Raw genomic sequence first — 21,154 nt, 5'->3', positions numbered from 1 at the left:
TTTACCACGATGCGTCGATGCCGACGCTGAAGTCGACATTCTCCCAACGCATCGCATCGGGCCAGAAAAAAGTGAAGACGATGGTGCTTCCCGACGTCAATCCGGCGACCGGCAGGTCGGCCAGATGGACGCCAAAAGCGGTTTCCCTGGTCTTGTGGTCCTGGATCGTCAGCCAGTTGTCGCTGCTCCAATGGACGACGCCGGGCGCTGAAAGCTCTACGCGTAAAGCCTTGCCGGCCGGGATGGAGCGGATTTTGTTGTTGAAGCGCCATATCCTGAGCGGCGAGCTTGTCTTGCCCTTGATGTAGCGCTCGACGCCTTGCGGCGGCGTGTCGAAGACCACGCCGTCGCGCAACGAACGCAACAGCTTTATGTGCTCGGCATGCGCCCAGACCAATGGCATGGCGCTGCCGGACGGTTTGCCCTCCCACAGCTCGCGGCCCGGCACATCCGGGCTGTCCCAGACCTGTTCCGGCAGCAGCCCGCCCATGCCAGCCGAACGCTCGAAGGTCTCCAGAAGCTGCGCGGCTTTCTCCTTGCGGCCGGCGGCAAGCTCGTAATGCGCCCGCTCGCCGGTGAGCAGGGGCCAGGCGCGTCCCCGGCCTGTGCCGTCGAAAGGCGTGCCATCCTCGTGCTCGCCATAGCCGTCATCGGTGTAGCGGTACCAGACCGGGCCTTGCGGCAGATCGCATCGCAAAAGGGTGTCGACGGCCTTGACGGTACCGACGATGCGCGGATCGTCGGCTGCCCTGAGGCCAAAGCGAACCAGGGCCAGGGCGTCGGGGCTGATTATGGCTTCTGCCGGTTTGTCAGTGTCGGCCGGCGGACGGTTCTTGATCGGCACGAAGCCGTCCTTCGGCGATGCGGCGCCCGCATCGTCCGGCGGCGCGATGCGGACATAGTAGCCTGTGATGCCGGCCTCGATGCAGAGCTGGGTGCCCGTGACGTAGGTCCAGCGTTCGACCTGATCGTTCCAGCAATCAGCGGTTTCACGCAGGTTGTTTGCCGGCTCACTCTTTCCCAGGATATCCAGCATATCGGCGGCGGCAAGCAGCGCGGCGATCTCGACGGCCAGCGTGAACGGGCTGTACCCGGCGTCTTCCTCCCAGCGGTCCTCGCCGGTGACGGGGCCGTTGCGCACGACATAGGAGGAGGCGGCTTCGATCATGGCCAGGAAATCGGCGAGCCTGGCACGCGGCAGGTGGCCCGCTCGGCGCAAGGCGTCGGCCAGCAGCAGCGGAAAGGCGCATTCATCCATCTGGATGCCGGGCCAATAGGCGGTGCCGTCCGACCAGACATTCTGCGGCCAGTGACCGTCCGGTTGCTGAATCGAGTGCAGATAGGTCAGGATCTGCAGCGCCTGCTTGCCGTCGCCGGCGGCGAGGAAACCGCCAGCGGTCTCGACCAGGTCGCGCGGCCAGACCAGATGGTAGCCGCCGAGATCGTCGTCGCCCTTGTTGAAGCCCCATGGGATCGACAGGCTGGCAACAGCGGCGCCGGGTCTCGCGACCGAGAGATGCGAGGCCAGAACCGCTGTGCTCACACGATAGGTGTTCAGCCCGGAGGCAGTGTGGCGGTCGAGCTTCTCAAGCCTGGTCTGAAATGTCCGCCAGTTTTCGACATAGGTTTCGGCGGCGGCGTCGAAACCCTGCTTGAGACTGGCCAGCGCCAGGTCGGCGGCGGCTTCCGGCGTCGCGCCGAAGCCAAGCGCCAGCAAGGCCGTGGTCTTGCCGGCGGAAAAGCCGATATCGCCGGTCAGAGCGACATTGCCGTCTTCCGCCCGCTGGCAGGAGGGATCGAGCGCACCGCCGTTCTGCAATTGCTGCCATCCGTCGGAGAAACCGACATAGCCGGCCGAACAGGTATTCCAGGGCAGTGAGGAGACCAGCGCAAGGGATACGCCGCGCCCCGTGGCGAAGAGCATGCGCTGGCCCTTGTGTTCGCCGACCCAGGCAGTGTTGCCCATGCCGGCGTTGACGAGGTGCGGCGCAAGCAGCGCGTAGATCTTGTAGTCGGCCGCCGAATTTTTCAGCGGTACGAATGCAATCTCCTGCAGCAGGACAGGCCGTTTCGGATCCGTAATGATGCGCTTTTCGATACGGTAGGCGCCGTCTGCCGCGGTGTTGGTCAGCCTGTAGCCGGGTACGCCGTCCTCGAAAGGCGCTACTGCGTGCGCGGCGTCGCGCTTCTCTTCCGAGAAATAGCCACCGGGGCCGGTGACGATCAGCTCCATGTCGCGCGTGCAGGCGCTGTCGAGACGCGGATAGTAGATCTCGTTCAAGATGCCGTGGCTGATGGTGAACCAGAGCGGGCTCTTGGCTGAAAACGCGGTGCCGACGCCGCTCTTGGCGCTCGACGTCCAGCGCGCCGGAATGCCCGGTGCGCCCGGGGGAACGATCGGCGTCACTGCCATCTCTGTTGGGCCTCCTGTGCGCATGGCTTACCCATCCAGCCAGACCATTTCAATTGGCGCACCGCAAGTTGATCGGCGGGCTTTGCGGATTGCAGTTGACAGGCTGCCGCGCCATCTGCATTTGTCTGACAATCGATAAAAAACAGGAACACAGGCTCGATTTTCCATCTAGAATCTACACGACCAGCAACTCTTGGGAGGAGTATGACATGAAGAAACTGTTAGCCTTGAGCGCTCTTGCCGCGATGCTCGCATCGGGGACGGCGCTTGCCGATACCAGCGGCAAAAAGATCGCATTCTCCAACAATTACGCCGGCAATTCGTGGCGGCAGGCGATGCTCGACAGCTACGGCATCGTCACCAAGAAGGCGGTCGCCGACAAGATCGTCGGCGCGGCCGACATCTTCACCACCGCCGACAAGGAAGTGCCGACGCAGGCGGCCCAGGTGCAGAACCTGATCCTGCAGGGCTATGACGCCATCGTCATCAACGCCGCCTCGCCGGACGCGCTCAACGGCGCCATCAAGCAGGCCTGCGATGCCGGTATCACCGTCGTCTCCTTTGACGGCACCGTCACGGAGCCCTGCGCCTATCGCGTCGTCGTCGACTTCAAGGACATGGGCAAGCAGGAAGTCGAGCAGATGGCCAAGTTCCAGCCCAAGGGCGGGAACCTGTTGGAAATCCGTGGCTTGGCTGGCACCTCGATCGACGATGCCATCCATGCCGGCATCCTCGAAGGCGTTGCCGCCCATCCCGAGTTCAAGATTGTCGGTTCGGTGACCGGCGACTGGGACCAGACCACGGCGCAGAAAGCCGTCGCGACCATCCTGCCGTCGCTGCCTGACGTCGTCGGCATCGTCGACCAGGGTGGTGACGGCTATGGCGCCGCACAGGCTTTCGCCGCCGCCGGCAAGCCGCGCCCGACCATCATCATGGGCAACCGGCAGGACGAGCTGAAGTGGTGGAAGGAACAGAAGGACAAGGACGGCTACAAGACCTGGTCGGCTTCGATCGCGCCTGGCGTGTCGTCGCTCGCCTTCTGGGTGGCGCAGCAGGTGCTCGATGGCCGCAAGGATATTCCGCACGACCTGCTGGTGCCGTATCTGGCCTTCACCCAGGACGACTTCGAGGCAGCCCTGCCGAAGATCAAGGAAGGCGGCGTCGCCACCCACGAATACACGCAGGAAGACGCCCTCGCGGCGATCAAGGCCAACATCAAGTGAATGTCGCGCTTGCGTTGCCCTTCGTACCATCGCGCGGATAGTGTTGAGCATGCCTGAAGGGAACGCTGACATCATCAGACTGAACGGCGCCGAAAAACATTTCGGCGCCGTTCGTGCGCTGGGCGGCGTGGACTTCCATGTCCGGCCCGGCGAATGCGTCGGCCTGGTCGGCCACAATGGCGCCGGCAAATCGACGCTGATGCACATGGTGGCGGGCACGCTCACACCCGACAGCGGCAAGATCGGCGTGCATGGCGGCGTCGAGGACAACTACTCGGTGTCGCGGGCGCAAAAGCTCGGCATACGTTGCGTGTTCCAGGAACTGTCGCTGTGCCCCAATCTCAGCGTCGCCGAAAACACGCGCATCAACCATGCCTCGCTCTCGGGCCTCGGCTGGCGGCGCAAGGCGGCCGCGCTGATCACCGCCAAGCTTGACGAGATCTTTCCGGATCATGGCATTTCGGCCTGGGACATCGTCGGCGACCTGTCGATCGGCCGGCGCCAGATGGTCGAGGTGGCGCGCGCCTTCACGGTGACGCAGGACCGGCTCGACCTCGTCATCCTCGACGAGCCGACATCGTCGCTGGATGCGCACACGGCTGGCCAATTGCTGGCCTTCGTGCGCCGTTTCATCGCCAGCGGCAAAAGCTGCATCCTGATCTCGCATGTGCTGGGCGAGGTGCTCAGGAATGCCGACCGCATCGTGGTGATGCGCGACGGCAAGGTGGTGGTCGCCGATGCGGCGAATGCCTTCGACCGCGACCGGCTGGTGACGGCGATGGGCGGGGCCGAGGCGCGCCAGAAGATCGCCGCTGAAATTGCCGCCGCGAGGCCAGCTGCCGGTCCGTTGCGGGTGCGGGCGCGTCCCGCCGCGCAGAAGGACGGCGCCGACCTTGTCGCCCGCGCCGGCGAGATCATCGGCCTTGCCGGGCTGGCGGGACACGGCCAAACCGACCTGTTGCTGGCGATTTTCGCTGCTGCTTCCCGCGCCAGAACCGGCATCGAAGTGACCGAGCCGGTAGCGCTGGTCGCTGGCGACCGCCAGTCGGATGGGATTTTCCCGCAATGGTCGATTGCCGAGAACATCGGCATCCGCTCGCTGGCGCGGTTGCGCAACGGGCTGCTGATTTCGCCGCGGCGCGAGGCCGAGTTGGCCCAGTTCTGGCAGAAGAAGATCGGCATCCGCACGCCCGACATGAACAACAACATCTTCTCGCTGTCGGGCGGCAACCAGCAGAAGGCGCTGTTTGCCCGCGCGCTCGGCTCGGATGCCCAGATCGTGCTGATGGACGATCCGATGCGCGGCGTCGATATCGGCACCAAGCTGGAAGTCTACGACCTGGTGCGCGAGGAGGCTGGCCGCGGCCGCACCTTTCTCTGGTACACCACGGAAACAGAGGAACTCGACAATTGCGACCATGTCTATGTCTTCAAGAACGGCCGCATCGTCGCCAATCTGGGTCGCGACGAATTGACCGAAGAGAAGATTATCCAGTCCTCCTTCGGCGATGCGGCCTGAGATGACTGCCGCCAGCCTCGACGCCACCGCCAGGAGTTCCGCCGAGCGTGGCGCGCTGGCCCGTGCCCGCCTGCTGCGCGGGCTGCTGCCGGCGCTGTCGCTGGCATTGGTGCTCGCCGCCATCGCCTGGCTCAACCCGCGCGCCATCAGCTATTTCGGCTTCAGCCTGATGCTGAACCTGGCGATCCCGATCGCGCTGGCGACGATCGCGCAGATGTTCGTCATTTCAGGCAATGAGCTCGACCTGTCGATCGGCACCTTCGTCGGTTTCGTCGGCTGCGTCACCGCGACCTGGCTGAAGGACGCGCCGCTTATCGGCGTTGCCATCCTGCTTGGCTCGATCGGCGTCTATGCGCTGCTCGGCGCGCTGATCCATCTGCGCAATCTGCCGTCGATCGTGGTGACGCTCGGCATGAGTTTCGTCTGGCAGGGGCTGGCCATCCTCGTCCTGCCCAAGCCCGGCGGCAAGGCGCCGGACTGGCTGCTGGCGATCATGTCCTTCAAGCCGCCTCTTATCCCCTTCCCGATCATCGCGGCGCTGCTGATCGGCCTCGTCGTCCATTTCGGCCTGATGCGCACCTCCTATGGTGTGATCCTGCGCGGCTCCGGCGGCAATCCGGCCGCGCTCAAGCGCGCAGGCTGGTCGCTGCTCAGAACCAAGATCGTGCTGTTTGCGCTGGCCGGCCTGTTCGGCGTGCTGTCCGGCATGGCGCTGATCGGCATCACCACCTCGGCCGACGCCAATATCGGCAATGGCTACACGCTGCTTTCGATCGCTGGCGTCATCCTCGGCGGTGGCGAATTCGTCGGCGGCCGGGTGTCGCCGATCGGCGCGGTGATCGGCGCGCTGACGCTGGCGCTGGCCGCTTCGCCGCTGCTCACCTTCATGCACATTCCGCCGGACTGGCAGGTGGCCGCCAACGGCGCCATCCTGATCATCGTGCTGGCGGCGCGGGTGCTGATCAGCCGCAGGGAGAGGTGAGCGATGTCATTGGTTAGATCGCTGGCCGGCAAACCCTGGGTATGGTCGTTCCTCGGCGCGCTGGTCGTGTGGCTGGCGACGATCGCCTTCACCGGCGGATATGGCGCCGGCGGCATGGTCACGGCGGCGTTGTCACTTGCCGTCTTCACGGTGATCGTCGGCGTCGGCCAGATGTTCGTCATCACGCTCGGCCCCGGCAATGTCGACCTGTCGCTGCCGGCCAACATCGGCTTGGCCAGCGCGGTCGCCATGAAGGTGATGGCCGGCAGCGATTCCATGATCGTCGTCGGGCTGCTGGCGGCGCTCGCCTGCGGCGCGGCGATCGGCGCGATCAACTATCTGCTGATCTGGGCGCTGCGCATTCCGCCGATCATCGCCACCTTGTCGGCGAGCTTCATCATCCAGTCGATCGACATCAGCTACGGGCGTGGGCTGCAGATCAAGCCACCGCCTGGCTTTGCCGATTTCACCAACTGGCAGGTGCTGGGTATTCCCGTGCTGGCGGTGCTGACCGTGCTGTTCACCATCGGCGCGGCCATCGCCTTGCAGCGCATGATCTATGGCCGCTCGGTGCTGGCGATCGGTCAGAACATCCGCGCCGCCTGGCTCGCCGGCGTCAATGTCGGCCGCATCCGCTTCCTCACCTACACGCTGTCGGGCGCGCTTGGCGGCATCGACGGCGCCCTGCTCGCCGGCTATTTCAGGGGCGCCAATGTCGATATCGGCAATGAATATCTGCTCGCCTCGATCGCCGTCGTTGTCATCGGCGGCACGTCGGTCGCCGGCGGCAAGGCCAATGTGCCCGGGGTCTGGGGCGCGGCGCTGTTTCTGGTGCTGCTCTTGACCATGCTCAACACGTTCGGCGTCAGCGCCGGCGTGCGGCTGCTGCTGACCGGGCTGATCATCGTCGGGGTGATCACGGCGGCGGGTGGGGAGAAGGCGGTGCGGTGATCGCCGTTCCGAAGCGTCTGGCGACCATCGACCGCAATCTCCCGGGGCAGCCCGTCGTGCCGCCAAATGTTGGGCCAGCCCAACAGCGGGTTCCCATTCGCGGCGCGGCCTAGTAAACCCTTCCGCGATCCCAGTCGGTCCCGGGAGGGCTCTGCTTGTCCAATTCTGTCAGCGTCATGAACGACAATGGCGTCGCCATCGTCACCATCGACAACCCGCCGGTCAACGCGCTGAGTTTCCATGTCCGCGAGCCGCTGATGCAGGCGCTGGTCGACTTGCGCGACGATGCTTCGGTCACGGCAATAGTCATCGCCTGCGCCGGACGGACCTTTGTCGCCGGCGCCGACATCACCGAATTCGGCAAGCCGGTGCAGCAGCCCGATCTGCGCGCCATCGTCGCGATGCTGGAAACCATCGCCAAACCGACGGTCGCCGCCATCCACGGCACCGCGCTCGGCGGCGGGCTGGAACTGGCGCTCGGCTGTCATTTTCGCGTTGCCGATGCCGGCGCCAAGCTCGGCCTGCCGGAAGTGAAACTTGGCCTGCTGCCGGGCGGCGGCGGCACGGTGCGGCTGCCGCGTCTTGTCGGGGCGGTGAAGGCGCTGAAGATGATTGTCTCGGGTTCGCCGGTCGGTGCCGACGAGGCGCATGAAGCCGGTCTCGTCGATGCCGTTTTCGAGGGCGATCTGGTCACGCATGCCACGAACTTCGCAGGGGAAATCGCCCGCAAGGGTGGTCCATTCACACCTGTGCGCGATCGCAAAGACGGGCTTGGGGAGACCGACCTTGCGGCTTTCGATGCCGAGGCGGCGGAGCTCGCCAAAAAGGCGCGCGGGCTTGAAGCGCCGGTCGCCTGTGCGCAAGCGGTGCGCAACGCCGTCACACTACCCTTTGACGAAGCGCTGGCGGCGGAGCGGGCGCTATTCGTGAAACTGGTCGCCAGCGACCAGTCGCGGGCGCAGCGCCATCTGTTCTTCGCCGAACGTGAGGCGGCAAAGCTTCCCGGCAAGGACACGTCCAAGCGCAGGTTCGCCCGCGTCGGTATCATCGGCGCCGGCACGATGGGCGGCGGCATCGCCATGGCCTTCGCCAATGGCGGCTTTCCGGTCACCTTGCTGGAAACCAGCGTGGAAGCGCTGCAGCGCGGGCTGGGCATGATCGAGAAGAACTACGCTGTTTCCGTTTCGCGCGGTTCCCTGGCCGAAGACGCCAAGCGTCAACGGCTCGCCCAGTTCAAGGGCTCGACCGACTATGCCGATCTCACCGAGTGTGACCTGATCATCGAGGCGGTGTTCGAGGACATGGCGGTGAAGAAGGAGGTCTTCGGCAAGCTGGATGCCATCGCCAAGCCGGGCGCCATCCTTGCCACCAACACTTCCTATCTCGACATCAATGAGATCGCCGGCTCGATCTCGCGGCCACAGGATGTGCTCGGCCTGCATTTCTTCTCGCCGGCCAATGTCATGAAGCTGCTGGAGATCGTGCGGGCAGACAAGACCGCGCCGGATGCGCTGGCGACGGTGGTCGACCTCGCGCGGCGGATCGGCAAGGTGGCGGTCGTCGTCGGCGTCTGCCACGGCTTTGTCGGCAACCGCATGCTGGCCGCGCGCGGTTCGGAATCGGAAGCGCTGCTGCTCGAGGGCGCGACACCCAGCCAGATCGACAAGGCCTTCACCGATTTCGGCTGGCCGATGGGGCCGTTCCAGATGGGCGATCTCGCCGGGCTCGACATTGGGTGGCGCAACCGCAAGGCCCGTGGCCTGACGGCCGTGATCGCCGATACGCTGTGCGAGCAGGGGCGCTTCGGGCAGAAGACCGGCCGGGGCTTCTATCTGTACGAGGCCGGCGCCCGGGCAGGCGTTCCAGATCCAGAGGTTGAGGCGCTGATCCGCGAAAAGGCCGCCGAGCGTGGCATCGCGCCGCGTGCGATCAGTGCGGAAGAGATCATCGATCGCACGCTCTACCCCCTGGTCAATGAGGGGGCGAAGATCCTCGAGGAGAAGATCGCGGCCCGTGCCTCCGACATCGATGTCGTCTGGGCCAATGGCTACGGTTTTCCCATCGGCAAGGGTGGCCCGATGTTCTGGGCCGGTCTCGAAGGGGCGGCCAGGATCGTCGAACGGCTCGACCACTGGCATCAGCGGACCGGCAAGCAGGTTTTCGAGGTGGCTCCGCTCCTCAGGCAAATGGCCGAGACCGGTTCCTGGGAGACCGACGCGACAGCCTGACCAGATGACCGCCGAAGGCGGCGGCGATCATCGAGCCGCGCGGTGTTGCCGCGACATTCCCTCAGACGTGCTTGCGTCCGCCGGTCTCGCGGAACCAGCTGTCGGGATAGGGATACCACCAGTCCTGGATCGCCGGTCTGTGGTCGATGATGACCATCTTGGAACGGCGGAAGGCATCGAGCCCCTGCCGTCCCAGTTCGCGGCCGAGACCTGAAGCTTTCCAGCCGCCGAAGGGCAGGGCGTCATTGTCGATCAGCGGATTGTTGACCCAGACCATGCCGGCCTCCAGCCGTTCGGCCGCCTCATGCGCTTCGGCGAGATCCGTGGTGAACACCGAGGCGCCGAGCCCGAACGGGCTGTCATTGGCAAGCCGGATCGCCTCATCGAAATCCTTCACGCGGCAGATGGCGGCGACCGGGCCAAAACACTCTTCGCGCACGATCGCCATGTCGGGGGTGACGCCGGTCAGGATCGTCGGTTCGTAAAACCAGCCGGTGTTGTGCGCCGGCGGGATGCGGCCGCCGGTGACGGCTTTGGCGCCATTGGCAATAGCATCGTCGACCAACCGCATGACCTTGACGCGAGCCGCCTCGCTGACCAGCGGACCGATCTCGCTCTTGTCCATGCCGTTGCCGATGCGCAGCGCGCGTGTCCTTTCGGCGAACAGGTCGACGAAGCGGTCATGCACGGCATCGACGACGAAGAAGCGTTCGGCCGACGTGCAGACCTGGCCGGTGAGGTGGAAGGCGGCGGTGACGCTGCCGGCCGCGGCGACCTCCAATGGCGCGTGCTTGCTGATGATCAGCGGATCGCTGCCGCCGGCCTCGATGACGCAAGGCTTCATGCGTTCGGCGCAGGCAACCGCCACCGCCTTGCCGGCGGCGACCGAGCCGGTGAAGGCAACCGCATGGGTGCGGTCCGAAGTGATCAGCGCCTGCGCCGTTGCCGCGCCGCCGGGCAGGCAAGAGACCAGGCCTTCCGGCAGCGAGCGGAACACCGCCATGTAGTCCAGCGTCGACAGCGTCGTCGCCTCGGCAGGCTTGATGATGCAGGCATTGCCCGCGGCAAGCGATGCCGCGACGGTCCAGCACATCAACAGGATCGGAAAATTGTAAGGCATGATGTGGACGGAGACGCCATAGGGCTCGTAGCGCGCATATTGGAACGAACCGGCCTGCGTCGTGCCGGCCACCTTGCCGGCATCGTCGCGCGCCATCTCGGCATAGTAGCGGAAGATCGGCGCGCAATTGGCGATCTCACCGATGGCTTCCGGGTAGGGCTTGCCCATCTCCCGCACCATCAGCTCGGCGCAACGGGTGAAGTCGGCGGCCTCGATGGCATTGGCGACGGCATGCAGATGTTTCGCCCGGCTCTTGGCATCGAGCCTTTTCCAGGCGACTTGCGCCCTGGTCGCGGCGGTGAGCGCGGCGTCGATCTCGCCCTCGCTGGCCGTGGAGATGGCGCCGACCGTCTGCAGCGTGGCCGGGTCGATCACTGCCTTGTTTGCACCGGCCATCGGCCGGTAGTCCGGATTGACGAAGTAGGTCGGCCGGTCGGGGGAGAAGGGCATGGACATCCTCTCGAATCCGCTCAGCGGATCATGTAGACCTTCTTGATGGTCTCGTGGACGGTGCAGACGCCTTTCCAGTCCTGCGGAAAGAAAGCCGCCGTGTCCGGCTCGATTTCGATCACTTCGCCCGATTCGTGCACATAGGTGCAGCGGCCTTCGAGAAAGTGGCAGAACTCGTCGCGGGTGACGTGGCAGTGCCATTTGCCCGGCGTGCAGACCCATAGGCCGCATTCGGAACGGCCTTCCGGTCCCTTGTGGAGCAGCTTGCCCGAGGTGTGGGACTGCCCCTCGATCATCGTCGGGATGACGCCCCAGTCGATGAGGTCGGTGACGGCGAGCGGCGATTGCATGATTGGCGTGGTCATATCGAATTCCTTGAAATGATGCTCACCGGCACATGAAGGCCTTGGTCAGCGTTTGCGTGATGATGGAAATGCCGGTCCAGCCGGCGGGAAAGAACACCAGCGTGCCGGCCGCGATCGGAATCTCCTCGCCATTCTCATGGACATAGCTGCCTTGACCCGACAGGAAATGGCAGAACTCGTCGGCGGCGAAGGTGACCTTGCGGGTGCCCGGCGTGCACGACCACAGGCCGCATTCGCTCGACCCGTCCGGGTTTTGCGACAGGATCTTGCCGGAGGCGCGCGGTGCGCCGGCAAGCGTGTTGCTGCCCGCGCCCCAATCTTCCAGTTCCACGGCCGAAGCCTGCGGCCAATGCGGTGTCGACATGTCTTGCTCCGATTCTTGCTAAGCATGATCTTGTCCGAAAACCGGTTCCCACTTTTCGGGATCATGCTTCTCAGGCCAGCATGTAGACGTTGCGCATGGTCTCGTGCACCGTGCACTCGCCCGTCCAGCCGGAGGGGAACATGACCACGGTCCCAGCCGATACTTCTATCACTTCGCCGACATCCGAGCGGTAGGTCGCACGGCCGGCGACGAAGTGGCACAATTCGTCGCGCGGGATCGAGAGTCGCCAGCGGCCCGGCGTGCACACCCAGATGCCGGATTCCGGCTGGTTGTTGGGGCCCTTGTGCACCAGCCTGCCGGTGGAGTGCGAGGCGCCGTCCAATGCGTCGGGCTGGGCGCCCCAGTCGACGAGATCGGTGCGGGTGGAGGCTTGATAGAGGTGCGGAGCGGAGGAGGTCATGGACGTGCTCCGATGGCGGGATGCCTAATGTCGACATGTTGCGCCCAGGCACCCCCCTCTGGCCTGCCGGCCATCTCCCCCGCGAGGGGGGAGATCAGATGCATCTCAAACATCGTGCTCACAGCAGCGCCTCCAGCAAGCCGGCAGCCTTTTCCGGCCCGTTCTGCGCATGCATCTGCGCCGAGGTCCTCGCCAGCTTGGCCTTCATCCTGGGATCGGTCAGGCAGGCCTCGATCTTCGCGACCAGCTCGGCGTCGTTCCAGTGATAGCGCGGCATGCCGAAGCCGTGGCCGGTTTCCTCGACGCGGGTGGCGTTGTCGTGGCCATCCCAGACATAGGGCATGATGATGGCCGGTTTGCCGAAAAAGAGGCACTCGGTGAACGAGTTGTTGCCGCCATGGTGGATGACGGCATCGACCTGCGGGATGACCGAAGGCTGCGGAAACCAGCTCTCGACGATGACGTTGCCGGGCACGTCCTTATATTGGTCCTTGTAGCCGCCGACATTGACCAGCGCGCGGTAGCGCGTCTTGCCCAGCGTGGCGATGATGCGCTTCAAGAGTTCGACATCGCCGGCGCCAAGGCTGCCGAAGGAGACATAGAGCAGCGGCCCGTCATTATTCTCACCGAAGGTCGGCACGGCGTAAGGTTTCTCCTGCCGCACGCAGCCTTCGAGATACTGGAATTGTCGGGGGTCGAGCGGATGACGGCGCTTGAATTTCGCCGCTTCGGGATAGAGCAGCAAATTGAGATATGGCGAGGACTCGAAGAATTGGCCGACCGGGTAGGCCGCCTCGTTGTTGGCCTTCAGGAAGGCATTGAAGTCGTCATGGATCGGCTTGATCACCGCGTTGAAGTGATCGCGATAGCGCTGGTGGCCGGCATGGTCGTTCTCGCCGCAACCGGAGAGATGCGGCGGGATGTCCTCGTCCTCGATCTCGTTTTCCGAGCAGGAGATGACGCGCACCCAAGGCTTGCCGAACTGTTTGATCGCCGGGAACAGGATGACGTTGTCGACGCAGATGACGTCCGGCTTGATAGCGGCCAGCACGCGCGGCAGATCCTTCTGCGCCCATTTGGCGCTGTCGACGATCGCCGTCCAGCAATCCTTCACATAGTTGTCGACCTGGTCGTAGGGCGATTTGCGGAAATTCGGGATGTGGCCGTTGATGAAATCCTCCCAGAATTTCGCCATCTGCTCGGGCGGCATCGGTTCGGACAGGTTCACCGTATGCGCCTCGAAGCCGTAGCCCCTGTAAACCTCGACAAAGCCGGGGTCGGACAGGAACACGGCCTTGTGGCCACGCGCCTCGACGGCTTGCGCGATGCCGACGGAATTGAGCGCCGGGCCGTAGGCGGCTTCCGGAAAAAAGGCGATCGTCTTCTGCGCCATCAAGCTTCTCCTATTCTGCGAAAATTCTGACATCGGCGGCGTCCCAGCCGAGTTCGACCTGGTCGCCGGATGCGACAGGCCTGCGGTCAGCCGCATCCGCGGTGACGCGCACCAGGAACGGTTTTGGCGACAGCGGCGTGCGGATATGCAGCTGCAGGTCGAGCCCGTGATAGGCCAGCGCCTCGACCGTGCCGGTCGTACGGTTAGCGGTCTCGGCTGACGGGAACAATCGGATGCGCTCGGGCCGCACCGAGGCAACCGCCGATGCGCCCGGGGTGAGCGCTGCAGGGACCTTGCCAGCTATGCGCGCACCGTTCGCGGCGACCACGCCATCGGCTGAGGTCTTGCCCGGGATAAAATTCATCACGCCGATGAAGTCGGCGACGAAACGGTCGGCGGGATGCTCGTAGATCGCGTGCGGCGTGTCGCATTGCAGCAGCCTGCCGTCTTTCAGCACCGCCATGCGATCGGCCATGACAAGCGATTCTTCCTGGTCATGGGTGACGATGACGAAGGTGATGCCGACCTCGTGCTGCAGGCGCTTCAATTCCAGTTGCATGGCGCCGCGCAGCTTCTTGTCGAGCGCGCCGAGCGGCTCGTCGAGCAGCAGCAGCCGGGGCCGCTTGACCAGGGCGCGGGCGAGCGCGACGCGCTGCTTCTGACCGCCCGACAATTGCTCCGGCTTGCGGTCGGCGAAGGGGACGAGCTCGGTGGTCGCCAGGATGGCGTCGACGCGGGACCGGATCTCTTTCGCCGGCAAGCGCTCCATCTCCAGCCCATAGGATACGTTGGCGCGCACGCTCATATGCGGGAACAGCGCGTAAGACTGGAACATCAGGTTGACCGGCCGCTTGTTGGGCGGGGTCCTGGCGATGTCCTTGCCGTCGAGCAGGATGCGGCCGTCGCTCGGCATCTCGAAACCGGCCAGCATGCGCAAGAGCGTGGTCTTGCCGCAGCCCGATGGGCCGAGCAGCGCGAAGAACTCGTTCTCGCGGATGTCGAGCGAGATGCCGTCGACGGCGGTGACCCGGCCGAAATTCTTCGACACATGGTCGATGGCCAGCAGCGTGCGCGGTTCGCTCATTGGCCGATGATTCCTCGATTGAGCCGCTGCGACAGGGTCAGCGCGGTGATGCTTACGGCCATGACGATGGTCGCCAGCGCGTTGATCTCAGGCGTGATGCCGAAGCGGATCATGGCGTAGATCTGCATCGGCAGCGTGGTCGAGGCGCGGCCGGCGCCGGCGGTGAAGAAGGCGATGATGAACTCGTCGACCGACAGGGTGAAGGCAAGCAGCGCGCCGGCGATCACCGCCGGCGCGATGACCGGCAAGGTCACGCGCCGGAAGGTGGTGAGCGCGGAGGCGCCGAGGTCGGCGGATGCCTCGACGATCGACCAGTCGAAGCTCTTCAGCCGGGCGCGCACCACCGAGCAGACGAAGGCAAGGTTGAAGACGACATGGGCGAGGATGATGGTGTGCAGGCCCATGGTCAAATTGAGCATGGAAAAGAACGACAGCAGTGCAATCGCCAGCACGATGTCGGGGATGATCATCGGCGCAAAGATCAGGGCTTCCAGCCCCTTGCCATATTGCCGGCGCATCTCGACGCCGATCGCCAGCAGCGTGCCGAGCAAGGTGGCGATGGCTGTCGAGACCAGCGCCACGATCAGCGTGTTGAGCGCGGCGGACAGGATCGCGGAATTGTTGGCTAGCGAGGCATACCATTTCAGCGAGAAGCCGGACCATGCGGTCGGCAACCCGCCTTCGTTGAAGGAGAGCGCCACCAGTACGGCGATCGGGATGTAGAGGAAGGCGAAGACGAGGCTCAGCACAAGCCACAGCGTACGCCGCGTCACAGGGGAACGCTCAGCCATCGGCGTCACCTTTGGTCTGCGCTGCCCGCCCCGAGGCGCGGTCGGCGGCGAGCGCCTGGACCATCAGCACCAAAAGCATGATGGCGATCAGCGCCATGGCGAGGGCAGCGCCGAAGGGCCAGTCATTGGCGGTGAGGAACTGGTCGTAGACGAGATTGCCGATCATCTGGAAACGGCCGCCGCCGAGCAGGGCCGGGGTGACGAAATTGCCGATAGACAGCACGAAGACGAAGACCGCGCCGGCGGCGATGCCGGGCACGGTCAGCGGCAGGATGACACGGCGGAATGTGGTGGCGGCCGAAGCGCCGAGGTCGCGCGAGGCTTCGGCGAGTTCGGGGTTGAGCCGCGACAGCGGTGCGTAGCAGGCGAGGATGACGAAGGGCAGATAATTGTAGACGAGGCCGGCGATGACCGCGCCTTCGGTATAGAGCATCGATGGCGGTTCGCCGGTATAGCCCAACCAGCGCAGGAGCTGGGTGATCAGGCCTTCGCGGTTGAGCAGCACGATCCAGGCATAGGTGCGGATCAAATAGTTGGACCAGAACGGCAGCACGGCGAAGAACAGGAACACAGGCTGCCAGCGGCGCGGGGCAGCGGAGATGGCGTAGGCGGCGGCATAGCCGATCACCACCGCGATCAGCGTGGCAGTGCCGGCGATGCGCGCTGACTTCAGGAAAATGCCGGCATAGAGCGGGTCGAAGACCAGCCCGAAATTCTCCAGCGTGAAGGTGTAGTCGATGCCGCCATAGATGCCGCGCCGGAAGAAGGCGAGCGCCAGCACCAGCGCGCACGGCACCACCATCAGCACGGTCAGCCAGACCAGCGCCGGGGCCATCAGCAGGGAGGAGCGAAGTCGGGTCTGGGACAATTTAAGGTACCGCTCAGGGCCGGCAGCCAAAGCACTGCCGGCCGTGATATCCGTGCCGCTTACTGCGCGGCCTTGATCTCGCTGACGATCTTGGAATAGTCGCGCTGGGCTTCGCCGACATCCCGCAGCTGCTCGAACTTGACGAGATCGGCCACCGGCATCGCCATGTTGGGGAATTTCGCCAGGAAATCGGCGGGCAGGCTTTCCATCGCCGGCTTGTTCGGCACCTTGTAGTCGATGTTCTGCGCCGCCCAGGCGTGGTTCTTGGCGTCGAGCATGAAGTTGATGAACTTGAAGGCGTCGTCCTTGTGCTCGGAGGCCTTCATCACCACCATCGTGTCGACCCAGAGGTCCGAGCCTTCCTTCGGAATGACGTATTTGATCTCCGGCTTTTCGGCGATGCCGTAATTGCACCAGCCGTCCCAGGCCTGCACCATCAGCGCCTCGCCGGAAACCAGTTTGGAATAGAAGGTGGTGTCGTCATAGGCGAGCAGGGTCCTCTTGGCCGAGATCAAGAGGTCCTTGACCTCGGCCATCTTGGCCGGATCGGTCTCGTTGACGGAAAAACCCTTGTCGAGCTGGCCCGCGGCCAGCAGCCAGCGGTCGGTCGCCAGCATGGTGGTCTTGCCCTTCAGCGCATCTGAAGGCGCGAGCAGATCGCTCCAGCTCGTCGGCGCCGTCTTGACCAGGTCCGAGCGGTAGCAGAGGCCGGTCGTGCCCCAGGTGTAGGGCACGGAGAACGCGTTGCCGACATCGTGCGGCAGCTTGGTCGCTTCCGGATAGAGGTTGGCGAGATTGGGGATCTTGGCGTGGTCCATCGGCTCGGTCAGACCGAGCTTGTTCAGCACTTCGGCAAAGGGCGAAGAGACGAAGACCACGTCATAGCCCTTGCCGCCGGCGGCGATCAGCTTGCCCATGATCTCTTCATTGGTGGCGTGCACCACCACTTCGCCGGAGACGCCGGTGGCGGTCTTGAAGGCGGTCATGGCGTCGGGCGCCATGTAGCCGTCCCAGTTGGAGATGACGAGGTCGGCGGCCATTGCCGGCGCCGACAGCGCCAGGGCAAGGCCGAGAGCGATTGAAGAGACCTTGAGCGCACGGCGCTCCGGGCTGGTAGCGGTCATGGCAGACTCCCATTCCGGTTGATCGTCGAATTCTGTGCTGGACCGGACGCGACCCATGCCGCTGCCTTCGATCCTGTTCCCTCGGTCTTTTTTGTCGCCGATTGCCAGGACAGTACTATTGCAGAAAAAAGTACGTCAATCCATAATTTGCCAACCGACCGAGGAATCTGGCCGATTGCGCTTGCTCCGGCGATCAGCCAAACCAATGCGGTCACATCCGTCCGCCGAGACAAGTCATGCAAGCCGCAGCCCGACGACCTCGAACCAACCATCTCGACCTGGCGCAGCGCATCCTCGATGTGGCGCGCCAGCGCGGCTTCGAGCCCGGCGCGCGCCTGCCCGAACAGCAGATCGCCTCTTTGTGTAATGTCTCGCGCACGCCGGTGCGAGCGGCACTCAGCCTTTTGGCTGAGCGGGGCGTCGTGCGCTGGGAAGCCGATACCGGTTATCACCTGGCGGTCGACCTCGCCGCGCAGCCGGCCATATCAGCCGAGCTTCCCAGCGCGGAGGAAGACGAGCTGGCCGAGGCGATCCTGCGCGACCGCTCGGCGCGGCGGCTGGACCAGACGGTGACCGCCGCGGCGCTGATGCGACGCTACAGCGCTGATCGAAAGACGGTACTAAAAGCGCTTAATAAACTGACGGAAGAGAATCTGCTGGACCGCGCGCCCGGCCAGTCCTGGCTTTTCCGGCGCACGCCCGACGATCCGGAGGCGCAAGGCGAAAGCTACGAGTTCCGGCTGCTGCTCGAGCCGGCGGCGATCCTGACACCGGGCTTCCGGCTGGACGGCGCGCGCGCGGCGGCGTTGCGCCAGGGCATGGACGCCTTGTCGGCGCTGCCGGATGCCGCGTTCGACACGCGCGAGTTCCAGCGTCTGGACATGGATTTCCACGGCATGATCGCCGAGGGCTGCGCCAACCGCTTCATCGCCGACGCGCTGGCCGATCATCTCCGCCTGCGCCGGCTGCCGGGCATCTATGCCGGGGTCAACGTCTTCCGGCTGCGGCAATCCTTGCTGGAACACCTGAACATACTCGACCATCTCGAAAGCCGGCAGTATGAGGTGGCTGCCGATCTGCTTCGCATCCACCTGAGGCTCTCCCGCAACCAGCGACCGCAAGCGGCCAGCCGCGGGGCGCCCGCCCTGTTCGGCATGATCAGCCGGCCGGAATGAAGAGGATTAATTGACGCGCAAAGCCAGCCCGACCATCGCGCTGTTTCCCGAAGCCAGCTTCGGCGCCGCGTTGAATTGCGTCGGCATCGCGCAGGCCTTGCGAGCGCGGGGCGCCCGGCCCGTCTTCATCTGCCATGCTGGTTTCTCCGGTGTCTTTGCCGACTATGGTTTCCAGGAATATCAACTGCCCACCGACGAGCCGCTGAGCGACAGCGAGCGCCAGAGCTACTGGCAGGCCTTCGTGCGCCGGCACCTGCCGCATTTCCGGCTGAGCCCGATCGACCAACTCGAAACCTATGTCGCACCGACCTGGCAAGCGATCGTCGACACTGCGGTCAATGCCGAGGCGCCGCTGCGGCAATTGCTGGCGCGGCTGAAGCCGGACGCGGTGGTGCTCGACAATGTCATCATGTTTCCGGCGATCGCCGCCGCCGGCTGCCCCTGGGTGCGCGTCGTCTCCTGCGCCGAGACCGAGCTGCCGGACGCCGAGGTGCCACCCTACCTTTCCGGGATGGCTGCCGATGACCCGCAACGCGCAGCGTTCGAGGCGCGCTATCTCTCGGCTTCGGCGCCGGCACATGACCGCTTCAACCGCTTTCGTGCCGATGCTGGCCTGGGACCGTTGCCGAAGGGCCTGTTCCTGGAAAGCTCGCCCGATCTCAATCTGCTGCTGACGCCAGCGATCGTGCGGCGCGAGCGGGCCGAACCGCTCGATCCGGCCCGCTTCGTCTATCTCGAAGGCTGCGTGCGCTCGGAAGGGCCGTTCGAGGTGCCGGTGTTTCCGCGCAATGGCGGGCCGCTGGTCTATGTCAGCTTCGGCAGTCTCGGCGCCATGGATGTCGGGCTGATCGAGCGCATGCTCGCAGTCTTCGACAGGCTGCCGGCGCGCTTCATCGTCAATGTCGGCGGCCTGCGCGACGCCTATCGCGCGGTGCCGGACAATGTCTATCTCGACGCCTGGTTTCCGCAGCCTTCGGTGGTGGCGAAGTCGGACCTGTTCATCCATCACGGCGGCAACAACAGCTTTTGCGAGGCGCTGCGCTTCGGCGTGCCGTCGCTGATCATGCCCTATTGCTGGGACGGACACGACAATGCACGCCGCGCCGAAGAGACCGGCACCGGCGACCATATCGGCCGTGACGGCTGGACCGAAGGAGTATTGGAGAGAGCCATTCTCGGCCTGCTGGCCGACGACGCCATGCGCGCCCGCCTGAGGGACAATGCAGCCCAGATGGCGCTGAAACCCGGAACGGACGTGGCCGCGCAAGCCATACTCTCTCTGATACGGACTTGAACGACATGCTTGATAAAAACACCAAGACCTCTCTCTCCAGCGGCAACGATCCCAAGGCCTGGCTGGCCCAGCACGGCATCACCGAGGTCGAATGCCTGGTGCCCGACATGAACGGCGTGCTGCGCGGCAAGGCGCTGCCGACGGTGAAATTCCTCAAGGCGCTGGAAGACCGCGCGCTCTATCTGCCGAGCAGCGCCTTCCTGGTCAGCATCGACGGCCGCTATTCCGGCTCGATCGACGAGGGCTTTGCCTATTCGGATCCGGATATGCGCATGGTGCCTGACGTTTCGACGCTGTGCCTGGCGCCGGGTGCCGGGGCCGGCAAAGCCTATGTCTTCGCCGACGCCTTCCACATGGACGGCCGGCCATGGATGGCCTCGCCGCGCCATGTGCTGCGCGCCGTGCTCGATCTCTACCCGCCAGCGCGGCTGGCGCGCGGTGGTGGCGCCGGAGGTCGAATTCTATCTGACCGCGCCCAACCCCGATCCGGACAGGCCGCTGACCGCGCCGGTCGGCAGCAATGGCCGCGCGGAAACTGTGCAGCATCCCTACGACATGGTGGCACTGGAAGAATTCGAGCCGGTGATCCGGCGCGTCTATGATTATGCCGCGGCGGCCGGCCTGCCGCTCGATACGCTGATCCATGAATCGGGCACGGCGCAACTGGAGATCAATCTCCTGCATGGCGACGCGCTGCCGCTCGCCGACCAGGTGCTTTTGTTCAAGCGGCTGACGCGCCAGGCCGCGCAGCAATGCGGCATGCACGCCACCTTCATGGCCAAGCCGATCGCGGCCCAGGCGGGCAGCTCGATGCATCTGCACATGTCCGTCATCGACGAGAAGACGGGCACTGCACTGTTTGCCAGCGACGATGATGCCGACACCGAGATGTTCGGCCATTTCATCGGCGGCCTGCAGAAATATGTGCCGGAAATCATGCCGCTGTTCGCGCCGAACGTGAATTCGTTCCGCCGCATAAGGCCGAACCACAGCGCTCCGGCCAACATCGAATGGTCGCACGACAACCGCTCCTGCGGCCTGCGCGTACCGGCCGGTGGCCGCTCGGCGCGGCGGGTGGAGAACCGTTTGCCGGGCGCCGATTGTAATCCCTATCTGGCCATCGCCGGCTCGCTGCTCGCCGGCTATCTCGGCGTCGAGCAGAAGCTGGCGCGCTCGGCGGAAGCCACGGGCAATGCCTACAAGATCAAGAGCACGCTGCCGAAGACCATGGAGGAGGCGCTCGACCGCTTCACCGCCTGCGAGCCGGTGCGCAGACTCCTCGGCGAGGATTTCTTCCAGACCTATCTGCGCGTCAAGAGCATCGAGCTTGACCTGTTCCAGAGCGTGGTGACGAGCTGGGAACGCGATCACCTGCTGCTGAAGGTGTGA

General features: G+C 64.8%; 17 protein-coding genes and 1 pseudogene. 8 read left to right on the top strand and 10 right to left on the bottom strand.

Features of this window, described 5'->3' with window-relative positions; genetic code table 11:
* Position 1: 1 nt before the first annotated feature.
* The gene (locus tag ACVILI_RS03050; protein WP_457102322.1) at positions 2 to 2,413 is read right to left on the bottom strand and encodes a glucan 1,4-alpha-glucosidase; all 2,412 of its coding nucleotides are present in this window, start codon (positions 2,411 to 2,413) and stop codon (positions 2 to 4) included.
* A gap of 209 nt (positions 2,414 to 2,622) precedes the next feature.
* Here ACVILI_RS03050 and ACVILI_RS03045 point away from each other — a divergent pair, with 209 nt between their 5' ends.
* From ACVILI_RS03045 to ACVILI_RS03025, 5 genes are all read left to right on the top strand, one after another.
* Positions 2,623 to 3,636 carry an ABC transporter substrate-binding protein gene (locus tag ACVILI_RS03045; RefSeq protein ID WP_027047529.1) on the top strand — a complete coding sequence of 338 codons (1,014 nt, stop codon included), beginning with the start codon at positions 2,623 to 2,625 and terminating at the stop codon, positions 3,634 to 3,636.
* Between the two features lie 49 nt (positions 3,637 to 3,685).
* A complete protein-coding gene (locus tag ACVILI_RS03040) occupies positions 3,686 to 5,155 on the top strand; it encodes a sugar ABC transporter ATP-binding protein (protein WP_240565048.1) in 1,470 nt (489 codons plus the stop codon).
* A gap of 1 nt (position 5,156) precedes the next feature.
* On the top strand, positions 5,157 to 6,137 hold the full coding sequence (locus ACVILI_RS03035; protein ID WP_019861955.1) for an ABC transporter permease: 981 nt from the start codon (positions 5,157 to 5,159) through the stop codon (positions 6,135 to 6,137).
* A 3-nt stretch (positions 6,138 to 6,140) separates the two neighbouring features.
* Positions 6,141 to 7,088: an ABC transporter permease gene (locus ACVILI_RS03030; RefSeq protein ID WP_038650463.1), complete on the top strand. Its 948-nt coding sequence runs from the start codon at positions 6,141 to 6,143 to the stop codon at positions 7,086 to 7,088.
* Between the two features lie 155 nt (positions 7,089 to 7,243).
* On the top strand, positions 7,244 to 9,316 hold the full coding sequence (locus tag ACVILI_RS03025; RefSeq protein WP_038650460.1) for a 3-hydroxyacyl-CoA dehydrogenase NAD-binding domain-containing protein: 2,073 nt from the start codon (positions 7,244 to 7,246) through the stop codon (positions 9,314 to 9,316).
* A gap of 61 nt (positions 9,317 to 9,377) precedes the next feature.
* On the opposite strand, the gene ACVILI_RS03020 is transcribed toward ACVILI_RS03025, so the two are convergent.
* The 9 genes from ACVILI_RS03020 to ACVILI_RS02980 all read right to left on the bottom strand — a co-directional run bounded on the left by ACVILI_RS03020 (position 9,378) and on the right by ACVILI_RS02980 (position 17,296).
* Positions 9,378 to 10,886 (bottom strand): aldehyde dehydrogenase family protein, encoded by a 1,509-nt coding sequence (locus ACVILI_RS03020; protein ID WP_038653524.1) that lies wholly within the window; start codon positions 10,884 to 10,886, stop codon positions 9,378 to 9,380.
* 20 nt (positions 10,887 to 10,906) lie between these two features.
* Entirely contained in the window at positions 10,907 to 11,251 is a 345-nt protein-coding gene (locus ACVILI_RS03015; RefSeq protein WP_038650458.1) for a cupin domain-containing protein, read from the bottom strand.
* Positions 11,252 to 11,273: 22 nt separating this feature from the next.
* Positions 11,274 to 11,615 (bottom strand): cupin domain-containing protein, encoded by a 342-nt coding sequence (locus ACVILI_RS03010; protein ID WP_457102321.1) that lies wholly within the window; start codon positions 11,613 to 11,615, stop codon positions 11,274 to 11,276.
* A 70-nt stretch (positions 11,616 to 11,685) separates the two neighbouring features.
* Complete coding sequence (locus tag ACVILI_RS03005; protein ID WP_038650452.1) at positions 11,686 to 12,036, bottom strand: cupin domain-containing protein; 351 nt, start codon at positions 12,034 to 12,036, stop codon at positions 11,686 to 11,688.
* Positions 12,037 to 12,154: 118 nt separating this feature from the next.
* Positions 12,155 to 13,429, bottom strand: a complete 1,275-nt coding sequence (locus ACVILI_RS03000; protein ID WP_038650449.1) for a glycosyltransferase — start codon at positions 13,427 to 13,429, stop codon at positions 12,155 to 12,157.
* A 10-nt stretch (positions 13,430 to 13,439) separates the two neighbouring features.
* Positions 13,440 to 14,513, bottom strand: a complete 1,074-nt coding sequence (locus tag ACVILI_RS02995) for an ABC transporter ATP-binding protein (RefSeq protein WP_038650447.1) — start codon at positions 14,511 to 14,513, stop codon at positions 13,440 to 13,442.
* Entirely contained in the window at positions 14,510 to 15,304 is a 795-nt protein-coding gene (locus ACVILI_RS02990) for an ABC transporter permease (RefSeq protein ID WP_038650444.1), read from the bottom strand. The genes ACVILI_RS02995 and ACVILI_RS02990 overlap by 4 nt, the downstream gene beginning before the upstream one ends.
* Entirely contained in the window at positions 15,297 to 16,139 is an 843-nt protein-coding gene (locus ACVILI_RS02985; protein WP_038650442.1) for an ABC transporter permease, read from the bottom strand. The genes ACVILI_RS02990 and ACVILI_RS02985 overlap by 8 nt, the downstream gene beginning before the upstream one ends.
* Before the next feature lie 92 nt (positions 16,140 to 16,231).
* Positions 16,232 to 17,296: a polyamine ABC transporter substrate-binding protein gene (locus tag ACVILI_RS02980; protein ID WP_038650440.1), complete on the bottom strand. Its 1,065-nt coding sequence runs from the start codon at positions 17,294 to 17,296 to the stop codon at positions 16,232 to 16,234.
* 236 nt (positions 17,297 to 17,532) lie between these two features.
* Between ACVILI_RS02980 and ACVILI_RS02975 the strand changes: the two genes are divergently transcribed.
* The 3 genes and pseudogenes from ACVILI_RS02975 to ACVILI_RS02965 all read left to right on the top strand — a co-directional run bounded on the left by ACVILI_RS02975 (position 17,533) and on the right by ACVILI_RS02965 (position 21,154).
* On the top strand, positions 17,533 to 18,471 hold the full coding sequence (locus ACVILI_RS02975) for a GntR family transcriptional regulator (protein ID WP_038650437.1): 939 nt from the start codon (positions 17,533 to 17,535) through the stop codon (positions 18,469 to 18,471).
* 10 nt (positions 18,472 to 18,481) lie between these two features.
* Positions 18,482 to 19,765 (top strand): glycosyltransferase, encoded by a 1,284-nt coding sequence (locus tag ACVILI_RS02970; protein WP_038650434.1) that lies wholly within the window; start codon positions 18,482 to 18,484, stop codon positions 19,763 to 19,765.
* 5 nt (positions 19,766 to 19,770) lie between these two features.
* Positions 19,771 to 21,154 (top strand): annotated as a pseudogene (locus ACVILI_RS02965) (glutamine synthetase family protein).

The organism is Mesorhizobium sp. USDA 4775 (genome assembly GCF_054062655.1).
Note: the sequence above shows the minus strand (reverse complement) of the source record. Positions and strands in the feature narration are given on the sequence as shown.